This window comes from Gordonia sp. ALPHA1B1, from assembly GCF_005502615.1.
Taxonomy (GTDB): Bacteria; Actinomycetota; Actinomycetes; order Mycobacteriales; family Mycobacteriaceae; genus Gordonia; species Gordonia hongkongensis.
Genome location: NZ_SCOC01000022.1, coordinates 51,867 through 69,605, shown reverse-complemented (window position 1 = coordinate 69,605; position 17,739 = coordinate 51,867). Strand labels below are relative to the sequence as shown.

Sequence of the window (17,739 nt, the reverse complement as noted above, 5' to 3'; positions counted from 1 at the left end):
CAACCTGTATGAAAGTCAACCGTCGTACCCAGGCCGAGCGGACCGCGGCGACCCGCGCGTCGTTGATCGACGCCGGCCGGAAGCTGTTCGGTGAACGCGGCTTCGCCGACGTCGGCACCCAGGAGATCGTCGCCGAGGCCGGCGTGACGCGCGGTGCGCTCTACCACCAGTTCGACGACAAGAAGGGGCTGTTCGTCGCCGTCTACGACGACGTGGAACAGTCGATCGTCGCCCAGATCGCGGCGGCCGTGGGGGAGCGCGCCGGCGAGGACCCGCTCGCCGCGCTGAAGGCGGGTATGCGTCTGTTCCTGCGGTTGTGCACCGAACCGGAGGTGCATCGGATCACGCTCGTCGAGGCGCCGTCGGTGCTCGGATGGAGTGAATGGCGTGCTCGCGGAGAAGAATTCGGATTCGCACTCGTCGAAGGCCTGATCGCGGCCGCGATCGCCACGGGCCAGGCGGTCGAGCAGCCCACGCGCCCGCTGGCCCACGTCGCGATCGGCGCGCTCGACGAGGCGGCGCTCTTCGTCGCCGCCGCCGACGATCGCGAGGCCGCCACCGAACAGGTCGCCGCCGTCCTGGAACGGATCGTCGACTCCTTCGCGACCTAGTCGCTCCTGGCGGTCAGTTGCCGCCGGCGCGCACCAGCTCGGCGCAGCGTTCGCCGACGAGCATCACGGTGAGGTTGGGGTTCACCGTCGTGTGTTCCGGGAACACCGACGCGTCGGCCACCCGAAGTCCTGCAACACCTTTCACGCGGAGTTCGGGATCGAGCGGCGACAGCTCGTCGTCGGGCGCACCCATCCGCACGGTGCCGACCGGGTGGTAGACGGTGTTGTGGGTGCGGGTGATGTAGTCGGCCAGTTCGGCATCGCTCGTGGCGGCGGGGCCCGGATAGAGTTCGCGCGCAACCCACGTCGCCAGCGGCTCCGCGGCGGCGATCTCCCGCGCCTTGCGCAGGCCCGCGATCATGATCCGCATGTCGTAGCCCTCGAGATCGGAGAAGTACCGCGGGTCCACGCGGGGCTTGTCGCGGAAGTCACGGGAGCGCAACCGCACCGTGCCCCGTGACCGCGCGTGCGTCACGTTCGGTGTCAGGCAGAAGGTGTTGTCACTGGTCGGATAACCCTGGCGAAGGGTGTGCATGTCGAACGGCACGCTGCCGTAGTGCATCATCAGGTCCGGCCGGGTCAGACCCGCATCGACGGTGGTGAAGATGCCCGCCTCCCACCACTGGGTCGACTCGCGGACCATCGGCTTCGCGGTCTCGAACCCGATCACCCCTTCGGGGTGGTCCTGCAGGTGTTCACCGACCCCCGGCGCGTCGACGAGGGCCTCGATCTCGTGCTCGCGCAGGTCGTCGGCCGGCCCGATTCCCGAGAGCATCAGCAACTTCGGGGAGTCGATCGCCCCCGCCGACACGATCACCTCGCCCCGGGCCTCGATCCGTGTCGTGCGACCGAACGCGTTGTCGGTGATGTCGACGCCCACGGCACGCAACTCGCCGTCGACCCGCTCGATGACCACCCGTTTTGCCCACGATCCGGTGCGGATGGTGAGGTTCGGCCGGTCGAGGTGCGGGTGCAGATAACTGACCGACGACGAGGCGCGCACACCGTCGGGTCGTCGGTTGATCTGGAAGAAGTTGGCGCCGTTGACAACCGTGCTGCCGCTGTTGAACTCGACGCGGGGGATGCCGACCGACTCGCAGGCCTCGAGCAGGGCGACCCCGCACGGGTCGTTCGGCGGCACCGTCATGAGGTGGACCGGACCGCTGCGACCGTGGTGCGCGCCCGGCGCGTCGTTGGTCTCGATCTGCGGGTAGAGGCGGTATAACTCCGCCGAACCCCATCCGGCGCACCCGAAGTCACGCTCCCACGAGTCGAGGTCCTCGCGCGGCGCCCAGAAGGCGATGCAGCTGTTGTGCGAACTGCACCCGCCGATGACCTTCGCCCGGGCGTGGCGCATGAAGTCGTTGCCGTTCTCCTGCGGTTCGATGGGATAGTCCCAGTCGTAACCGGATTCGAGGAGTTGCATCCACCGGTCGAGCCGCAGGATCGCGTCGTCGCCGACATCGGACGGACCCGCCTCCAGCAGGCACACCGAGACCGAGGGGTCCTCGGACAGCCGCGACGCCACCACGGCACCCCCGGAGCCGCCGCCGACGACCACGTAGTCGTAGGTCTCGCTCATCGTCGCTCCTCGCCGTCTCCGGACCGGTCCGCGAACCAGCCGGTCACGCCCGGTCGGAGATTCTCGTAGACATGTTTGGCCTCGCGGTACTCCGCCAGACCGGACGGTCCGAGCTCCCGCCCGAAGCCCGACTGGCCGTAACCGCCCCACTCGGCTTCCGGCAGGTACGGCCCGAAGTCGTTGACCCACACCGTTCCGGCCCGGATTCGTCCGGCGATGCGGCGGGCGCGTGCCGCGTCGGCCGACCAGACGGCCCCCGCGAGACCGTAGACGGTGTCGTTGGCCAGGGTCACGGCCTCGTCCTCGGTGGCAAAGGTCTCCACGGTGACGGTCGGTCCGAACGCCTCGTCGTGCACGCAGGCCATCGAACGGTCGGCGCGATCGATCACGGTGGGCAGATAGAACCATCCGTCGTCCAGGCGCCCCGAACCCGCATCGCCCGTGGCGAACGCGCCACCGGTGCGGATGATCGCGCCATCCGCACGAGCCTGTTCGACGTAGGCGTGCACCTTGTCTCGGTGTGCCGCCGAGATGAGCGGTCCGGTCTCGGTGCCCTCGGAGTAGGGCAGGCCCAGCCGGATCTGCTCCGCGCGGCGGACCAGCTCATCGACGAAGCGATCGTGTGCGGACTCCTCGATGATGAGCCGGGCTCCGGCCGAACAGACCTGCCCCGAATGCAGGAACGCCGCGTTGAGTGCGTTGTCGACCGCTGCCGCGAGGAGTTCGTCGGTGGCGCAGGCGTCGGCGAAGACCACGTTCGGGTTCTTGCCCCCGAGTTCGAGCGCGACCTTCTTCACCGTCGCCGCCGCCTCGCGGGCGATGACCCGGCCGGTCACGAGCCCACCGGTGAACGAGACCAGGTCGACGTCAGGATGAGATGACAGCGGAGCGCCGGCCTCGGCGCCCGCGCCCAGGACGAGGTTGCCCACGCCCGCCGGGAGACCGACCTGCTCCAGGACCTGCATGAGCAGGATCGACGTGTGCGGGGTGAGTTCGGCGGGCTTGAGCACGAAGGTGTTGCCCGCGGCCAGTGCTGGCGCGACCTTCCACGCCGCCTGCAGCAGCGGGTAGTTCCACGGTGTGATCAATCCGCAGACGCCGACCGGTTCGTACACGATGCGCGAATCGGCGTCGGGGGACCCGGTGTCGACCACGCGCCCGGCGTCGGCCGCCGCGAGCTTGCCGAAGTACCGGAAGCAGTTCGCGATGTCGGTCATGTCGATGTTCGACTCGTAGGGCCGCTTGCCGGTGTCGAGGGTCTCGGCGCGGACGAATTCGTCTCGGCGCTCGTCGATCTGGGCGGCGACGCGGAGAAGGAGGTCCCCGCGGGCGGCGGCGGGTGTGGCGCTCCACTCGCCCGCGTCGAACGCGCGGCGGGCCGCCGCGATGGCCTGCTCGGTGTCGGCCACCCCGCCCTCGGCCACCACACCGACGAGCGAGTTGTCTGCGGGACAACGGATCTCACGGGTCTCGCCGGAGGCGGCGGGCCGCCAGCGGCCGTCGATGTAGAGGGTCTCGCTCATCGAGCCGGTGCTCCTTCGGAACTGCTGTCGGGGATGTCCGTGTCGCTGTCGGGCACGGTACCGTCGCCGGCGGCCGCATCGGGTTCGGGGTCGTGGTGATCACCGGCCGCATCCCGCAGATGCAGGTAGCCGAGATGGCGTTCGTACTGGTCGAGGATGTCACCGATGATCTGGTCGCGGGTGTATCCGGTGAGCGAGTAGCCCTGCGATCCCTCGGTGAGATACACCTCGCACCGGAAGTAGCGATCGTCGGATCGCTGGGTCCGGACCGCGTACGTCGGGGTCGGCGCCGAGACCGGCCACACGCAGTACTCGAACCGGGGGACCTCGGCGAGTTCGACGACCAGGCGCGGCGACGGCAGCCCTTCGTTCTCGGCCGACTCGTCGACCGTCGCGGTGATCCCCTCGCGACCGAACTGTTCGGCGACCTCGGTCATCGCCGGAACGACGCTGGCCCCGATGAATTTTCGGGTGGCGACCGGGCCGGGGAAGCGGAGGGTCCCGATGAGTCGTTGCCGCCAGCTGCCGTGTTCGGTGGGACCGCGACCGACGGCGATCACCTTCGGCAGGGTCGTCCGGAAACTGTCGAGTTTGACCGACTCGTTGCGGACGGCGCGCAGCAGGGAGATACCGATCAGCCCGAGGACGAAGGAGAACGGCAGTCCCATGATCACCGTGGCGGCCTGCAGGGTCAGGATCGAGCCGTCGCCGCCGCCGGCGAACAGCATGGAGAGCGTCAGCAGCCCGATGGCCACCGACCAGAAGACGCGCAGCGAACGGGCGCAGTCGGCCATCGGGTCGCCGAGCCGACTGGTGAAGTTGCCCATCACGAGCGACCCGGAGTCGGCGCTGGTCACGTAGAAGAGCAGGCCGGTGATCGTGGCGATCCCGATGAGCAGCGTCGAGCCGGGGTATTGCTCGAGCAGCGAGTAGAACCCGGCCTCGGGTGTGGACGCGGTCGTCTCGGCGAAGTCCGCATCGCCGCGGGCGACCTGCAGGGCGCTGTTCCCGAAGATCGAGATCCACACCAGGATGAAGCTGAACGGGACCACCAGGACACCGAAGATGAACTGTCGCAACGTGCGTCCCCGCGAGATGCGGGCGAGGAACAATCCCACGAACGGCGCCCAGGCCACCCACCAGGCCCAGAAGAACAGGGTCCAGCCGTCGACGAAGGCGCGGGCGTCGTTGCCGGGCGGCGGGTTCACCTGGTCCCACGCGAAGGTGTCGAGCGTGCGGTCGGTGAAGGTGGACACGTAGTCGCCCGCGTTCTGGACGAGACCGTTGAGCAAGAAGTCGGCGTCCTTGGCGACCGTGATGTAGACCAGCATGCAGATCGCCAGGATCACGTTGATCTCGGAGAGGCGTCGGATGCCCTTGTCCACCCCCGACGTCGCGGACGCGGTCGCGATCACCACCGCCAGGACGATCAGACCGATCTGGGCCGCCTTGCCCTGCTCGATCCCGAAGATCTCGTTCAGCCCGAAGTTGAGCTGCACGACGCCGATGCCCAGCGAGGTGGCGATGCCGAAGATGGTGCCGAGGACGGCCGCGACGTCGATCGCGTCGCCCCACCGACCCTCGACACGCTTGCCGAAGATCGGGTACAGCGCCGCCCGGATCGTCAGCGGAAGATTGTGCCGGAAGGCGAAATACGCGAGTGCGCCACCCATGAGCGCGTACATCGCCCAGCCGGTCACGCCGTAGTGGAAGACCGTCCAGGTGACCGCCTCACGTGCCGCTTCGTTGGTCTCCCCGGCCCCGGTCGGCGGATTGAGGAAGTGGGTAACGGGTTCGGCGACCGAGAAGAACATCAGATCGATGCCGATGCCCGCGGCGAACAGCATCGACGTCCAGGTGAAGAGGCTGTACTCCGGACGCGACTCCTCCGGCCCGAGCCGGTAACGCCCGTACTTGCTGAGGCCCAGGAACACCACGAGGCCGACGATGGCGGTCGCGAGGATGAAGTACCACCAGCCGAACCATCGGGTGATGAAGTCGCGTACGTCGTTGATCGTCGACTCGGCCGCCGCCGGGGCCGCCAGCGCCCAGGCGGCGAAGGCGACCACGATGACGGCCGAGGCGAGGAAGACCGTCAGGTTGACCCGGTGCGACCGGGGCCGGGCGTCGCTGCTCATGGGCTACGACGCTAGTCCGATCACGGGTGGAACGGGCGGTTTGGCGAATCATCGGATGCGGAACGGGGTGGGTCACCTCGTGAACCGGGCCAGGAGTTCGGCGGCCTCCTCGCCGGCACCGAGCTGCGCGATGGTCGCCGCCTCGTCGTCGAGATGATCGGTGAACGCACGGCCGAAGGACGCCCGTGCGAGACGTCGTGCGTGCCCGATCGCGGCCGCGGGCCGTTCGAGCAGATGCGCGACGACGGCGTCGGTGGCATCGTCGAGTTCTCCCGCCTCGACGATCTCGTGGAGGAGTCCCCACTCCAACGCGGTTGCGGCATCGATCTTCTCGTTGCGCACCAGCATGCGGAGTGCGCGCCCCAATCCGATGGTCCGGGGCAGGTTGACCGACACGCCGCAGTCGGGGGAAAGGCCGATCGTGGAATAGGCGGCCACGAAGGCGGTCTTCGGCGTCGCGATCACGACGTCGGCGGCGAGGACGAGACCCAGACCGCCGCCCGCTGCGGTGCCCTGGACCGCGGCCACGACGGGAACCGGCAGGCGGTCGAGCGCGATGAGCGACCGGTGGACCGAGCCGGCGAGTTCGGCGAGGAACTGTCCCCGGTGGGTCGCGGTGGCCATGCCGTGGACATCGCCGCCACCGGAGAAGAGCCGCCCTGCCGCGGACAGTCGGATGACCCGGACGCCGCCGTCGCTTTCGATGGTCTGCACCGCCGCTGCCAATCCGTCGGCGAGATCCATGTCAAGGGCGTTCGCGGCCTCCGGCCGGTTCAGCCGGATGGTGGCCACCCCGCGGTCGTCGATGGCGAAGTCGAGGCCCGCGGTCATCGAGCTGCTCCCGCGGTGGTCGCGAGTTCGGCTCCGGCACCGGGTGTCTCGGCAGCTGCTCGCAGCACCTCGTCGACGGCGGCCCGCGCCCTGGTGCTGTCGTAGGCCCGTGCGATCTGCATCTTCTCCGCCTCCAACGAACCCTCGGCATGGGTGGCCAGGACCGACTGGTAGCCGCCCCACTGACCCGTGGTCAGGTCGCCGATCAGATGGATGAGTCGCAGGCGCTCCTGAGCCGGACGCGCCGCGGCAAAGTACTTCTCGAGCACCGTGCGAACTTCAGGGTCATCCCAGTCGTGTCCGCCGGGTCCGGTGGCCACGAGGCCGCCGGCGAGGTCGAGCAGCGTCGCCGCGGCCTGGTGGAAACCGTGTGCGAAGTGGTACTTCGCCATGTTGACCGCCAGTGGATCCGGTAAGTGGATCCCGTTGCTGCCGTTGCGCGCTCGAACGGCGGCCAGCTCGGCGAAGCCGCGTACCGTCTCGGCGTAGGTGATCAGTTCGGTCAGTTTGGTCTTCACATGGCCGGCGCCGGCGATGCCGTTGGCCTCCGCGATGCCGATGGCGGCACCGACCAGCAGGTCGAGAATGGGGAGTTTGTAGTTCACCGCCGTGAAACGGTGGTAGTCGACGAACGCGAGTGCCAGCGGGCCCGCGAGTTCGGGCTCTCGGTTGAGGAACACGCGCTCCTTCGGGACACGGACCCGGTCGAACACCGTCAGGCTCTCGAGCAGCTTGTGCCGGGACGAGATCGGGTGTTCGAAGGGGTGCTGGTCGCCGTGCAGGTACGGGGACACATAGAGGGTCAGGCCCTCGGTGTCGACCGGGATCGCGAAGCTCACCGCCCAGTCGCGGTCGGCCTCCGACATCGCGCGGGTGGGCAACACGATGATCTCATCGGCGTTGGCGCTGAACGAGGTGTGGACCTTTGCGCCGGACACGGTGATCGAATCGGCGTCCTCGTCGACGATCCGCAGATAGTGGTCGGGATCGGGCTGCCGGTGCGGCGGGAGTGACCGGTCGCCCTTCACGTCGGTCTGGGCCACCGCCAGGGCGACGTCGTTCTCGCAGCAATACCGGTAGTACGCCTCGGCTTTCGCCAGACTGTCGCCCGACAGCGCGCGCAGCAGGGCGAACAGCGCGTCGCTGCCGACCTCTTTGAGCACGATCGTCCCCGCACCCATCCGGGACAGGGTCTCGATCAGACGGCCACGGTCGGCGATGTCCGCCGCGGTGCGCGGCACCCGGTAGAACGCGGTGTAGGGCCCGTCGCCGTCGTCGGCGACCGCGAGATCCGGCTCGGTGCGCGAGATCTCGTAGGCGAGCGACGAATGGGCGATGGCATCGGTGAACTCGTCGAACGCGGTGACGTCGTCGATCTTCTCGCCGCGGTAGACGACGCGCCGGTTGTCGCGCAGGCCTTCTCGATAGGCCTGCGGGTCGCGGATGGCCACAACTGTCCCCTCTCGATTGATCACTGCCGTGAGCGAGCGATCGCTCGGACAGCATGCCTGCCCGGTTGCGCCGGGGTCAAGTTCCATCCGGTGGACACTTCGGCGTGACGGAGGCGCACGGCATCGGATGTGCGCGTGCCCGGCTCGACGATGTGAGCGTGACATGGGTATTGATTGCCTAGGAGTGCATTCGAAAGCTACGCTCGGCGGAGCCGAACGGGTGTGCCCGGGGCCGGGAACGGTCGTGCCGCCCGGGCTCCGGGGCAATGCGGGACGTCATCCGCCCGTCTTCGGAATGTTTAGATAAACCAAACAGGCAGCGCGTGGTGGTGGTCGCGTGAATCGGCCCTCGCGGCGCTGTCCCGACCGCTCACACTCTCCACGGGTGTGCGCACCGAGAGGACTCACCGTGACACCGACCCACACCCCCGACGATTCGCTGCGGGGACGGACCCTGTTGATCTCCGGCGGCAGCCGAGGCATCGGCGAGGCCATCGCGGTGGCCGCCGCCGCGCGGGGCGCGAACATCGCGCTTCTGGCGAAAACCGCGGAGCCGCACCCGAAACTGCCCGGGACCATTCACACGGCGGCGGCCGCGATCACCGAGGCCGGTGGTCGGGCACTGCCGATCGTGGGCGACGTCCGCGACGACGCCTCGGTGGCCGACGCCGTGGCTCGTACCGTCGAGCACTTCGGCGGCATCGACATCGTGGTCAACAACGCCAGCGCGCTCGATCTGACGCCCGCCGAGAAGATCGACATGAAGAAGTACGACCTCATGCAGGACATCAACGCGCGCGGCGCCTTCACGCTGACGAAGGCGGCGATCCCGCATCTGCGTGCGTCGGAGAACGCGCACGTGCTGACGCTCTCGCCGCCGATCGATCTCGATCCCAAGTGGTTCGCCCAGATCGGCACCGCGTACACCATCTCGAAGTTCTCGATGTCCATGGTCACCATCGGCCTGGCTGCTGAGCTGAAAGTCGATGACATCGCGGTCAATTCGCTCTGGCCGCGGACCACGATCAACACGGCGGCGGTGCGCAACATCCTCAGCGAGGAGCTCGTCGCGCGGAGTCGCAAGCCGAGCATCATGGCCGACGCCGCGATGAGCATCATCACCAAGCCGGCCTGGCTGGCGACCGGGCAGTGCTTCATCGACGACGACGTCCTCGCGCGCGACGGTGTCCGCGACTTCGAGCAGTACCGCGTCGTGCCCGGGGATCAGGAACTCGAGCTCGACTTCTGGATGAACTGGAACTGAGTCACCACGACGGCGCCGGGTCATCGACAACGATGACCCGGCGCCGCCGTGTTGTCCCGGGTTTCCGGGGAAGTCCCGGATTACCGAACAGGTGCGACCTGGGGAGCCGCGTCGTCGACGCCGGCCGAGACCGATGCGTCGAAGTCGCCGTGATAGCGCTTCTTGACGATCACGTACAGGCAGAGCAGCGATGCGGCGGCCAGGAGGGCGAGGAAAAGCCCGACGCGCCAGGCGTTGTCCGGGTTGCCGTTGATGATCGCGACCATCACGAAGGGTGCGAACCCGCCGACGATCGCCGAGATCTGATAACCCAGGGACGCGCCCGAGAATCGGATCTCCGGCGGGAACAGCTCGGCGAAAAGCGTTCCCTGCGTACCGGTCTGGAGTGCCATCGCCACGACCCCGACGAGAACGGCGACTGCGAACGGCCAGATGGACGTCGGTGACGACGATCCGATCAGCAGCCACATCGGGATCGCCCAGATCATCATGGCCGCCGAACCGATGGCGAAGACCAGCTTGCGTCCGATGCGGTCCGACAGCCAACCGAAGGCCGGGACGAGCGGGACCATCACGATGCAGGAGATCAGAATCCAGGTGAGCACGGTGGACCGGGCGACGTCGAGGTAAGTCGTCACGAACTGCACCGAACCGGTGATCATGATGTAGAAGAAGACGATTCCGATCGTGTTGGCTCCGGCGGCCATCAGGATGGTCCCCGGGTTGCGTCGGATGACGTCGAGCATCGGTGAGCGCTGCACCTCCGGTGTCTGCGCGATCTTGGCCGCCACGACCTTGAATTCCGGTGTCTCCTCGAGGAATCGGTGGATCGCGAAGGCCACCGGGAGCATGACCAGGCTGATCCAGAACGGGATCCGCCAGACCCAGGACAGGAAGGCGTCCGAACTCGACAGGCCGGTGGCGAGCAGGAACGCGACGTTGCCCAGGACGAGACCGATCGGCACGCCGAGCTGCGCGAAGCTGCCGTAGAAGCCGCGCAGGTGCGCCGGTGCGTTCTCGGTGGCGATCAGGACGGCGCCGCCCCACTGTCCGCCCACGGCCAGGCCTTGGCAGATGCGCAGGATCACGAGGAGGGTCGGTGCGAGCCACACCGTCTGGGTGTTGGGGACACAGCCGATCAGGAAGGTGGCGACGGCCATCAGGCAGACGGCGCCGACCAGGACGGGCTTGCGGCCGTAGCGATCACCCAACTGACCGGCGAGGATGCCGCCGATCGGACGGGCGATGAAGCCCACGGCCACGGTGGCGAACGAGTTGAGCGCGGACACGACGGTGCTGTCGGTGGCGAAGAACGTCACGTTGAACACCAGCGCGGCGGCGGTGGAGTAGATGAAGAAGTCGTACCACTCGAGTGACGTCGAGATCGCGGCGGCGATCGACGCTCGAGCCGAACGGGGCGCCGGCCGTACGCCGGCAGGATCAGTGGGCACGGGATCAGTGGGCACGGGGATGCTCCTGGCTCAAGGGGGTGCCGGGCCGACGAGATGCGAGCCACGGCCGTCTGGCGGAGGTTGCCGTGGGGTCGTCGAATGGATGGCCGTCGGGCCGGATGGGGGTGTCCCCGGACATAGTCGGTGCCGAGTGTCGGTCACGTCGCAGCTCCGGGTAGCAGGAGACTAACCAACCCGGAACGAAACAGTCAAGACGTACTCTTACATAGGGTGGGCGTCAGGCCTCGAGCAGGATGAGGGCGGTGTCGGTCCACTGGGGCAGGTGGGGGTCGCGTCGTGGATCGCGACGGTCGAAGGTGTAGGCCAGTGCGACGCCGCGCATGCTGGTGAAGAGGATCTCGCGCAACTGTGCGTACCGGGGATGGCCGACGAGCTCCGGACCCCACATGCGGTCGATGCTCGTACGGATCACGCCCCCGAGGTGGCGCTCCACCGGAAGCAGTGCCCCAGCGATCCAGTCGTTCGTGCGCGACGCGGTCCAGAGTTCGACGGCGGCCCAGAAGTGCGGCTCGTGGAACGACATCCACATCATGTCGACAATGGCCGTGACCCGCGCAGACCCGGTCGCCTCGTCGTCGATCGCGGCCACGACGCGGGCGGTCGTCGCCGCCACCCGCTCGGCGGCCAAGTGCTCGGCCGCCGCGACGAGCAGGTCCTCCCGCGACGGGAAGTGGTGGAGCAGACGGCCGCGGGAGACCCCGGCGCGCGCCTGGATCGCCGAGGTGGTCGCACCGGCGAAGCCGTGCTCGATCAGGCAGTCGACCGCCGCCTCCAGGATGCGTCGTCGGCTGGTGATGGTGCGCTGTTCGCGACGTGTCGGCGCCGGCCCGGCGGGAGCTGCCGTATCGGAGGGCGCCTCGGGTGAACTCACAATGCCACTTTACAAGTCAGGTTTGACTTGTTCGCGCATTCGGCAGCGGGTACCGCATGATGCCCAGCGCGTAGTCGACATATTCGGTCGCCAGCTGCTCGGGAGTCAACCGGCCATCTGGCTGCCACCAGGTCGGCAGGGCGGTGCACATGGTGACGACCGCACGAGCGGCGTCGGCCGGATGTGCGGGGCCGAAGAGGCCCAGCGCAGTGGCGGAGTGGACCTGCTCGTCGACCAGCGCCTGCTGACGGTTTCGTCGTCGACTGACATTCCGGTGATTCGGCGGCTCGAGCGCCCGGACCTCGCTGGAGCCCAGGAAGCCGAGCTGACGGCGGTGGGTGTGGTAGAGCGCCAGATTCTCGACGAGTGCGCAGAACCGGCCGACGGCGTCGGGCTCGCTCGTCCGCGCGGCTTCCGCTCGCCACTCGAGATCGTTCATCGTGCGGTCCAGGATGTCCATCAGGATGTGCTGCTTGCTCGGGTAGTGGTTGTAGATCCCGGGCACCGACATCCCGCATCGCGTGGAGATCCGTCGCATGGTCGTCCCGTGGTATCCGACAGCGAGGAACTCCTCGACCGCTGCCTGGAGGATCGGGGAGAAGTCGAGCGGGTCGTAGCGCCGCCAGTCTCGGTGCGCGACCGGAGCGGCCGGTGCGTCGCCCGGTTCGCGGAGCGGCACGGTTCCCGAGATGATCTGGGGGACGCCGATCCCGAGGGCGGACGCGATCGCCTCGAGCCGATCGACGCGCAGACCCGTCTTGCCGTTCTCGATCTGACTCAGGGTCGCGGGACTCACGCCGATCGAGGCCGACAACGACCGCAGACTCACCCCCGCGGCCTGCCTGGCCTGGCGAACCCGCATCCCGGCGGACCGGGCCGGGCTGTCGTCTGCGTGGACGTCGGTCGACTCTCCCGGGGGCACGCACCGCAGTGTAGGGACGCACATCGGGGGCGTCGACGCCGCGTTCGCTCTCGGCGTAGCGACCCGGGAACACAGCCCCGGCCAGCGCAGTTGTACTGGGCACATCCCCGCCGCAACGGGGGATCCATGCACTCTGCGCAGGCGTTAACTGCAGGTGCACCCCAGACGACCTCTAGAGTGGAAGCAGGCTGGTCGTCGTCTATCCGCACCGGTTGTCCTCCGGGACCTCCGAGGTGGTCTCCGCGGCGGCCGGGGCGCTAGCAATGTGAGGGAGAACAATGTTCGAACGGTTCACCGACCGCGCGCGTCGGGTTGTGGTTCTGGCCCAAGAAGAAGCGCGCATGCTCAACCACAACTACATCGGTACCGAGCACATCCTCCTCGGCCTCATCCACGAGGGCGAGGGCGTGGCGGCCAAGGCGCTCGAGTCGCTCGGGATCTCGCTCGAAGGGGTTCGCAGCCAGGTCGAGGAGATCATCGGCCAGGGCCAGCAGGCGCCGTCGGGACACATCCCGTTCACCCCGCGTGCCAAGAAGGTGCTGGAGCTCTCGCTGCGCGAGGCGCTGCAGCTCGGCCACAACTACATCGGTACCGAGCACATCCTGCTCGGCCTGATCCGCGAGGGCGAGGGCGTCGCCGCCCAGGTGCTGGTGAAGCTCGGCGCCGACCTCAACCGGGTCCGCCAGCAGGTCATCCAACTCCTCAGCGGATACCAGGGCAAGGAGCCGCAGGAGGCGGGCACCGGCGGTCGCAGCAGCGAGTCCGGCACCCCGTCGACCTCGCTGGTCCTCGACCAGTTCGGTCGTAACCTGACCGCCGCGGCCTCCGAGGGCAAGCTCGACCCGGTCATCGGCCGGGAGAAGGAAATCGAGCGCGTCATGCAGGTGCTCAGCCGCCGCACCAAGAACAACCCGGTGCTGATCGGTGAGCCCGGCGTCGGCAAGACCGCCGTCGTCGAGGGCCTGGCGCAGGCCATCGTGAACGGCAAGGTCCCCGAGACCCTCAAGGACAAGCAGCTCTACACCCTCGACCTCGGTTCGCTGGTCGCGGGCAGCCGCTACCGCGGTGACTTCGAGGAACGCCTCAAGAAGGTGCTCAAGGAGATCAACACCCGCGGCGACATCATCCTGTTCATCGACGAGCTGCACACGCTCGTCGGCGCAGGTGCCGCCGAGGGTGCCATCGACGCCGCCAGCATCCTCAAGCCGAAGCTGGCCCGCGGCGAGCTGCAGACCATCGGCGCGACGACCCTCGACGAGTACCGCAAGTACATCGAGAAGGACGCCGCACTCGAGCGCCGCTTCCAGCCCGTGCAGGTGGGCGAGCCGTCTGTCGAGCACACCATCGAGATCCTCAAGGGCCTGCGCGACCGGTACGAGTCGCACCACCGCGTCTCGATCACCGACGGTGCGCTGGTCGCCGCCGCCACGCTGGCCGACCGCTACATCAACGACCGGTTCCTGCCGGACAAGGCGATCGACCTCATCGACGAGGCCGGCGCGCGCATGCGCATCCGCCGGATGACCGCGCCGCCAGACCTGCGTGAGTTCGACGACCGCATCGCCGATGCGCGCAAGGAGAAGGAAAGCGCGATCGACGCGCAGGACTTCGAGAAGGCCGCCAGCCTCCGCGACAAGGAGAAGCAGCTGGTCGCCGAGCGCGCCGAGCGCGAGAAGCAGTGGCGCAGCGGTGACATGGACGTCGTGGCCGAGGTCGACGACGAGCAGATCGCCGAGGTCCTCGGCAACTGGACCGGCATCCCGGTGTTCAAGCTCACCGAGGAGGAGACCACGCGTCTGCTCCGTATGGAGGAGGAGCTGCACAAGCGGATCATCGGGCAGGAGGACGCCGTCAAGGCGGTCTCGAAGGCGATCCGTCGTACCCGTGCCGGCCTGAAGGATCCGAAGCGGCCGTCGGGCTCGTTCATCTTCGCCGGTCCGTCCGGTGTCGGTAAGACCGAGCTCTCGAAGGCGCTGGCGAACTTCCTGTTCGGCGAGGACGACGCCCTCATCCAGATCGACATGGGCGAGTTCCACGACCGCTTCACCGCGTCGCGTCTGTTCGGTGCCCCTCCCGGGTACGTCGGCTACGAAGAGGGCGGGCAGCTCACCGAGAAGGTGCGCCGCAAGCCGTTCTCGGTGGTGCTGTTCGACGAGATCGAGAAGGCCCACTCGGAGATCTACAACACCCTGTTGCAGGTCCTCGAAGACGGTCGCCTGACCGACGGTCAGGGTCGCACGGTCGACTTCAAGAACACCGTGCTGATCTTCACCTCGAACCTCGGTACCTCGGACATCTCCAAGGCCGTGGGCATGGGCTTCTCGTCGAGCGACGGGACCCAGTCGAACTACGAACGGATGAAGCAGAAGGTCAACGACGAGCTCAAGAAGCACTTCCGCCCCGAGTTCCTCAACCGCATCGACGACATCGTCGTGTTCCACCAGCTCACGCGTGAAGAGATCATCCAGATGGTCGATCTCATGCTGACCCGCGTGGAGGGTGCGCTGAAGAACAAGGACATGGCTCTCGAGGTCACCGACCGCGCGAAGGCCCTGCTGGCCAAGCGCGGCTTCGATCCGGTGCTGGGTGCGCGTCCGCTGCGTCGCACCATCCAGCGCGAGATCGAGGACCAGCTCTCGGAGAAGATCCTGTTCGGCGACATCGCTCCCGGACAGATCGTCCTGGTCGACGTCGAGAACTGGGACGGCGAAGGCGACGGCGACGACGCCCGGTTCGTCTTCACCGGTTCGGAGAAGCCGCGCATGGTTCCCGACGCACCGGTCGAGCTCACCAAGGCCGGCGAGGCCGACGCGAGCTGATACCAGGCCCGTCGGACCTGATCTGACACAATCGACGGCGGCGTCACCCGACAGGGTGGCGCCGCCGTTGTGTTGTGCCCGGCTGGTGCGCGGTTCCGCGGATTGACACAGCCGACGCGGAGTGTCCCAGCGCCCGATAGCATCGATCTGTGACGAGCGATACATCAGAGGTCGGGCGCAAGTCCCGACAGGACCAGCCCACCATCACCGTCGAGCGAGACGGGGAGATCGCGATCTTCCGGCTGAATCGACCCGACCGGCTCAACGCCTTCACCATGCAGATGGGCGAGGAGTTGCGGGCCGCGTTCGACGAGACCGACGCCGACGACTCCGTTCGCGCCGTCGTGCTGACCGGCAACGGCCGCGCATTCTGCGCCGGCGCCGATCTCGAGGCGGGCGGATCGACGTTCGACGCCTCGTCTGCTGTCGAGTCGAACGAGGTTCCAGCCGACGAGGGCGGCAAGCTCACGCTGCGGATGTTCGCCTCGCTGAAGCCGATCGTGGTGGCGGTGAACGGTCCGTCGGCCGGCGTCGGGGTCACGATGACACTGCCCGCCGACGTCCGGATCGCCTCGGAGGACGCGAAATTCGGCTTCGTCTTCGCCGCCCGCGGCCTGGTGCCCGAAGCCGCGTCGAGCTGGTTCCTGCCGCGGCTCGTCGGGTTGCCGACCGCTTTGCAGTGGACGATCGGCGCGAAGATGGTGCCCGTCGCCGAAGCCCATGAACGCGGGCTGATCCAGCAGGTGGTCCCGAAAGACCAGGTGCTCGAGACCGCGATCGCCGTCGCCCGCGAGATGACCGCGAACAGCGCCCCCGTCTCGGCGGCGCTGACCCGACAGCTGTTGTGGCGGATGGCCGGTGCGCCCAGCCCGCTCGATGCCCACCACGCCGACTCGAAGGCGATCTTCTACCGCGGGCAGTCCGGTGACGTGTACGAAGGCGTCATGTCGTTCCTGGAGAAGCGTCCGGCGACCTACCCCAACACCGTGTCGGAAGATCTACCCGAGATCTTCTGATCACTCAGTCGAGGGTCCCGGCCTGGATGCCGATCTCGAGTACCACGAAGATCATCGCCAGCTGGATGGCGCAGCACCACGCAGCGGCCGGCCAGGCCGGGAGTCCTCGGCGCACGCGGCGGACGACGAGGGTCACCGACACCGCCACCAGCACCACGGCCGACCCGATGCCCACCCCGATGGCGACCTCGGTCCAGACCGGACTCCCGCACTCCTCGTAGGCGCACGCGTCGGTGACGAAGACCGTCAGACCTGCAGCGGCGATCGTGATCAGCGCCAAGACGGCGTGCACCAGTCCCAGCATCACCGACGCGAAGGCGTCGAGAGTCGACACGGGTGGCTGCGGAGGGGGATTCTCGCCGGTCTCCTCGGTGGGCATCCGCCGACGATAGCGCCGGACATTCTCCCGCGGGACCGGCACGCGGTGAAAAACTCCTGCAAACAGCCCGTGTGAACTGGGTGAACATCCGAACACGCCGGACATAAACGGTGGCAGCGTCCATCGACCGCGGTTATCGTGGCGACAGAGCAGGCCAGACCAACGAGAGGAGGTGACGCAGATGTCGATGGGTGACAAGGCTTTCGCCGGCGAGTGGCGGACGGCCCCCTCCGACCGTCCGTGCGGACTGAAGTCCGACGGAAGGCCGGGACCGATCACATCACGCGTCACCAGTTCCTGAGGTCATGAACCTCGGTGGTCGGCGCACTCACTCGCCCACGCATCGAGGAGCTGTCATGACCATCTTCGTCACCAACGCCGGACTGCAGATCCTGGCGCGCGTCACCTGGCGTCGCGCCGCGGTTCTGTTGACCACCGAGGTCGCGCGGAACGTCGAGGGCACGCCGCTGGTCCGCGTCGTGCATTCGCCGACGCTGTCCCTGCCGATTCACAAGGTGGTGGCGATCAAGCGAGATGCCTACCGCCCGTTCGCCGGTAAGACGATGGACTCCTACGCGTCGAACGCGACCATCCTGCGACGCGATCAATGGATCTGCGCCTACTGCGACGGTCCGGCCGACACCGTCGACCACATCGTCCCGGTCTCGCAGGGTGGGCCGAGCACATTCGGAAACCAGGTCGCGGCGTGCAAGTCCTGCAACGGTTTCAAGGCCAACCGGACGCCGCGCAAGGCGGGGATGGCCCTACGGCACGCCCCGTTCGTCTACGACCCCTGGGCCGCGGACCAGAAAGAGGTGTGGGAGATGTTCATCCTGCATCCGAAGACGGACTAGACGTTC

14 protein-coding genes are annotated in these 17,739 nt (G+C 67.8%); 5 read left to right on the top strand and 9 right to left on the bottom strand.

The features are described from left to right. The first annotated feature begins 8 nt into the window (after window positions 1-8). A complete protein-coding gene (locus tag FFS52_RS15560; protein ID WP_137810225.1) occupies window positions 9-611 on the top strand; it encodes a TetR/AcrR family transcriptional regulator in 603 nt (200 codons plus the stop codon). A 13-nt stretch (window positions 612-624) separates the two neighbouring features. Here the strand turns inward: FFS52_RS15560 and FFS52_RS15555 are convergent, their stop codons facing one another. The 5 genes from FFS52_RS15555 to FFS52_RS15535 form a co-directional block, all read right to left on the bottom strand. Next, window positions 625-2,193: a GMC family oxidoreductase N-terminal domain-containing protein gene (locus FFS52_RS15555; protein ID WP_137810224.1), complete on the bottom strand. Its 1,569-nt coding sequence runs from the start codon at window positions 2,191-2,193 to the stop codon at window positions 625-627. Further along, window positions 2,190-3,716 carry an aldehyde dehydrogenase family protein gene (locus tag FFS52_RS15550; RefSeq protein WP_137810223.1) on the bottom strand — a complete coding sequence of 509 codons (1,527 nt, stop codon included), beginning with the start codon at window positions 3,714-3,716 and terminating at the stop codon, window positions 2,190-2,192. The genes FFS52_RS15555 and FFS52_RS15550 overlap by 4 nt, the downstream gene beginning before the upstream one ends. After that, window positions 3,713-5,854: a choline BCCT transporter BetT gene (gene betT / locus FFS52_RS15545; protein WP_137810222.1), complete on the bottom strand. Its 2,142-nt coding sequence runs from the start codon at window positions 5,852-5,854 to the stop codon at window positions 3,713-3,715. The genes FFS52_RS15550 and betT overlap by 4 nt, the downstream gene beginning before the upstream one ends. A 72-nt stretch (window positions 5,855-5,926) precedes the next feature. Continuing rightward, complete coding sequence (locus FFS52_RS15540; RefSeq protein WP_137810221.1) at window positions 5,927-6,685, bottom strand: enoyl-CoA hydratase/isomerase family protein; 759 nt, start codon at window positions 6,683-6,685, stop codon at window positions 5,927-5,929. Next, window positions 6,682-8,136 (bottom strand): 4-hydroxyphenylacetate 3-hydroxylase N-terminal domain-containing protein, encoded by a 1,455-nt coding sequence (locus tag FFS52_RS15535; RefSeq protein WP_137810220.1) that lies wholly within the window; start codon window positions 8,134-8,136, stop codon window positions 6,682-6,684. Before FFS52_RS15535 ends, FFS52_RS15540 begins: the two co-directional genes overlap by 4 nt. Before the next feature lie 409 nt (window positions 8,137-8,545). Here FFS52_RS15535 and FFS52_RS15530 point away from each other — a divergent pair, with 409 nt between their 5' ends. Beyond that, complete coding sequence (locus tag FFS52_RS15530; RefSeq protein ID WP_137810219.1) at window positions 8,546-9,400, top strand: NAD(P)-dependent oxidoreductase; 855 nt, start codon at window positions 8,546-8,548, stop codon at window positions 9,398-9,400. A gap of 80 nt (window positions 9,401-9,480) precedes the next feature. On the opposite strand, the gene FFS52_RS15525 is transcribed toward FFS52_RS15530, so the two are convergent. The 3 genes from FFS52_RS15525 to FFS52_RS15515 form a co-directional block, all read right to left on the bottom strand. Beyond that, the gene (locus FFS52_RS15525; protein WP_137810240.1) at window positions 9,481-10,851 is read right to left on the bottom strand and encodes an MFS transporter; all 1,371 of its coding nucleotides are present in this window, start codon (window positions 10,849-10,851) and stop codon (window positions 9,481-9,483) included. 238 nt (window positions 10,852-11,089) lie between these two features. Further along, on the bottom strand, window positions 11,090-11,743 hold the full coding sequence (locus FFS52_RS15520; protein WP_137810218.1) for a TetR/AcrR family transcriptional regulator: 654 nt from the start codon (window positions 11,741-11,743) through the stop codon (window positions 11,090-11,092). Window positions 11,744-11,759: 16 nt separating this feature from the next. Beyond that, on the bottom strand, window positions 11,760-12,665 hold the full coding sequence (locus tag FFS52_RS15515; RefSeq protein WP_249356268.1) for a TetR family transcriptional regulator: 906 nt from the start codon (window positions 12,663-12,665) through the stop codon (window positions 11,760-11,762). Between the two features lie 278 nt (window positions 12,666-12,943). On the opposite strand from FFS52_RS15515, the gene FFS52_RS15510 reads away from it, so the two are divergent. Then, complete coding sequence (locus tag FFS52_RS15510; protein ID WP_058251205.1) at window positions 12,944-15,484, top strand: ATP-dependent Clp protease ATP-binding subunit; 2,541 nt, start codon at window positions 12,944-12,946, stop codon at window positions 15,482-15,484. A gap of 149 nt (window positions 15,485-15,633) precedes the next feature. Then, window positions 15,634-16,500 (top strand): enoyl-CoA hydratase-related protein, encoded by an 867-nt coding sequence (locus tag FFS52_RS15505; protein WP_065629114.1) that lies wholly within the window; start codon window positions 15,634-15,636, stop codon window positions 16,498-16,500. Between the two features lie 4 nt (window positions 16,501-16,504). On the opposite strand, the gene FFS52_RS15500 is transcribed toward FFS52_RS15505, so the two are convergent. Then, window positions 16,505-16,879, bottom strand: coding sequence for a hypothetical protein (locus FFS52_RS15500; RefSeq protein WP_137810216.1), 375 nt, complete (start codon window positions 16,877-16,879; stop codon window positions 16,505-16,507). A gap of 356 nt (window positions 16,880-17,235) precedes the next feature. Here FFS52_RS15500 and FFS52_RS15495 point away from each other — a divergent pair, with 356 nt between their 5' ends. Continuing rightward, window positions 17,236-17,733, top strand: coding sequence for an HNH endonuclease (locus FFS52_RS15495; protein WP_058251202.1), 498 nt, complete (start codon window positions 17,236-17,238; stop codon window positions 17,731-17,733). Window positions 17,734-17,739 lie beyond the last annotated feature (6 nt).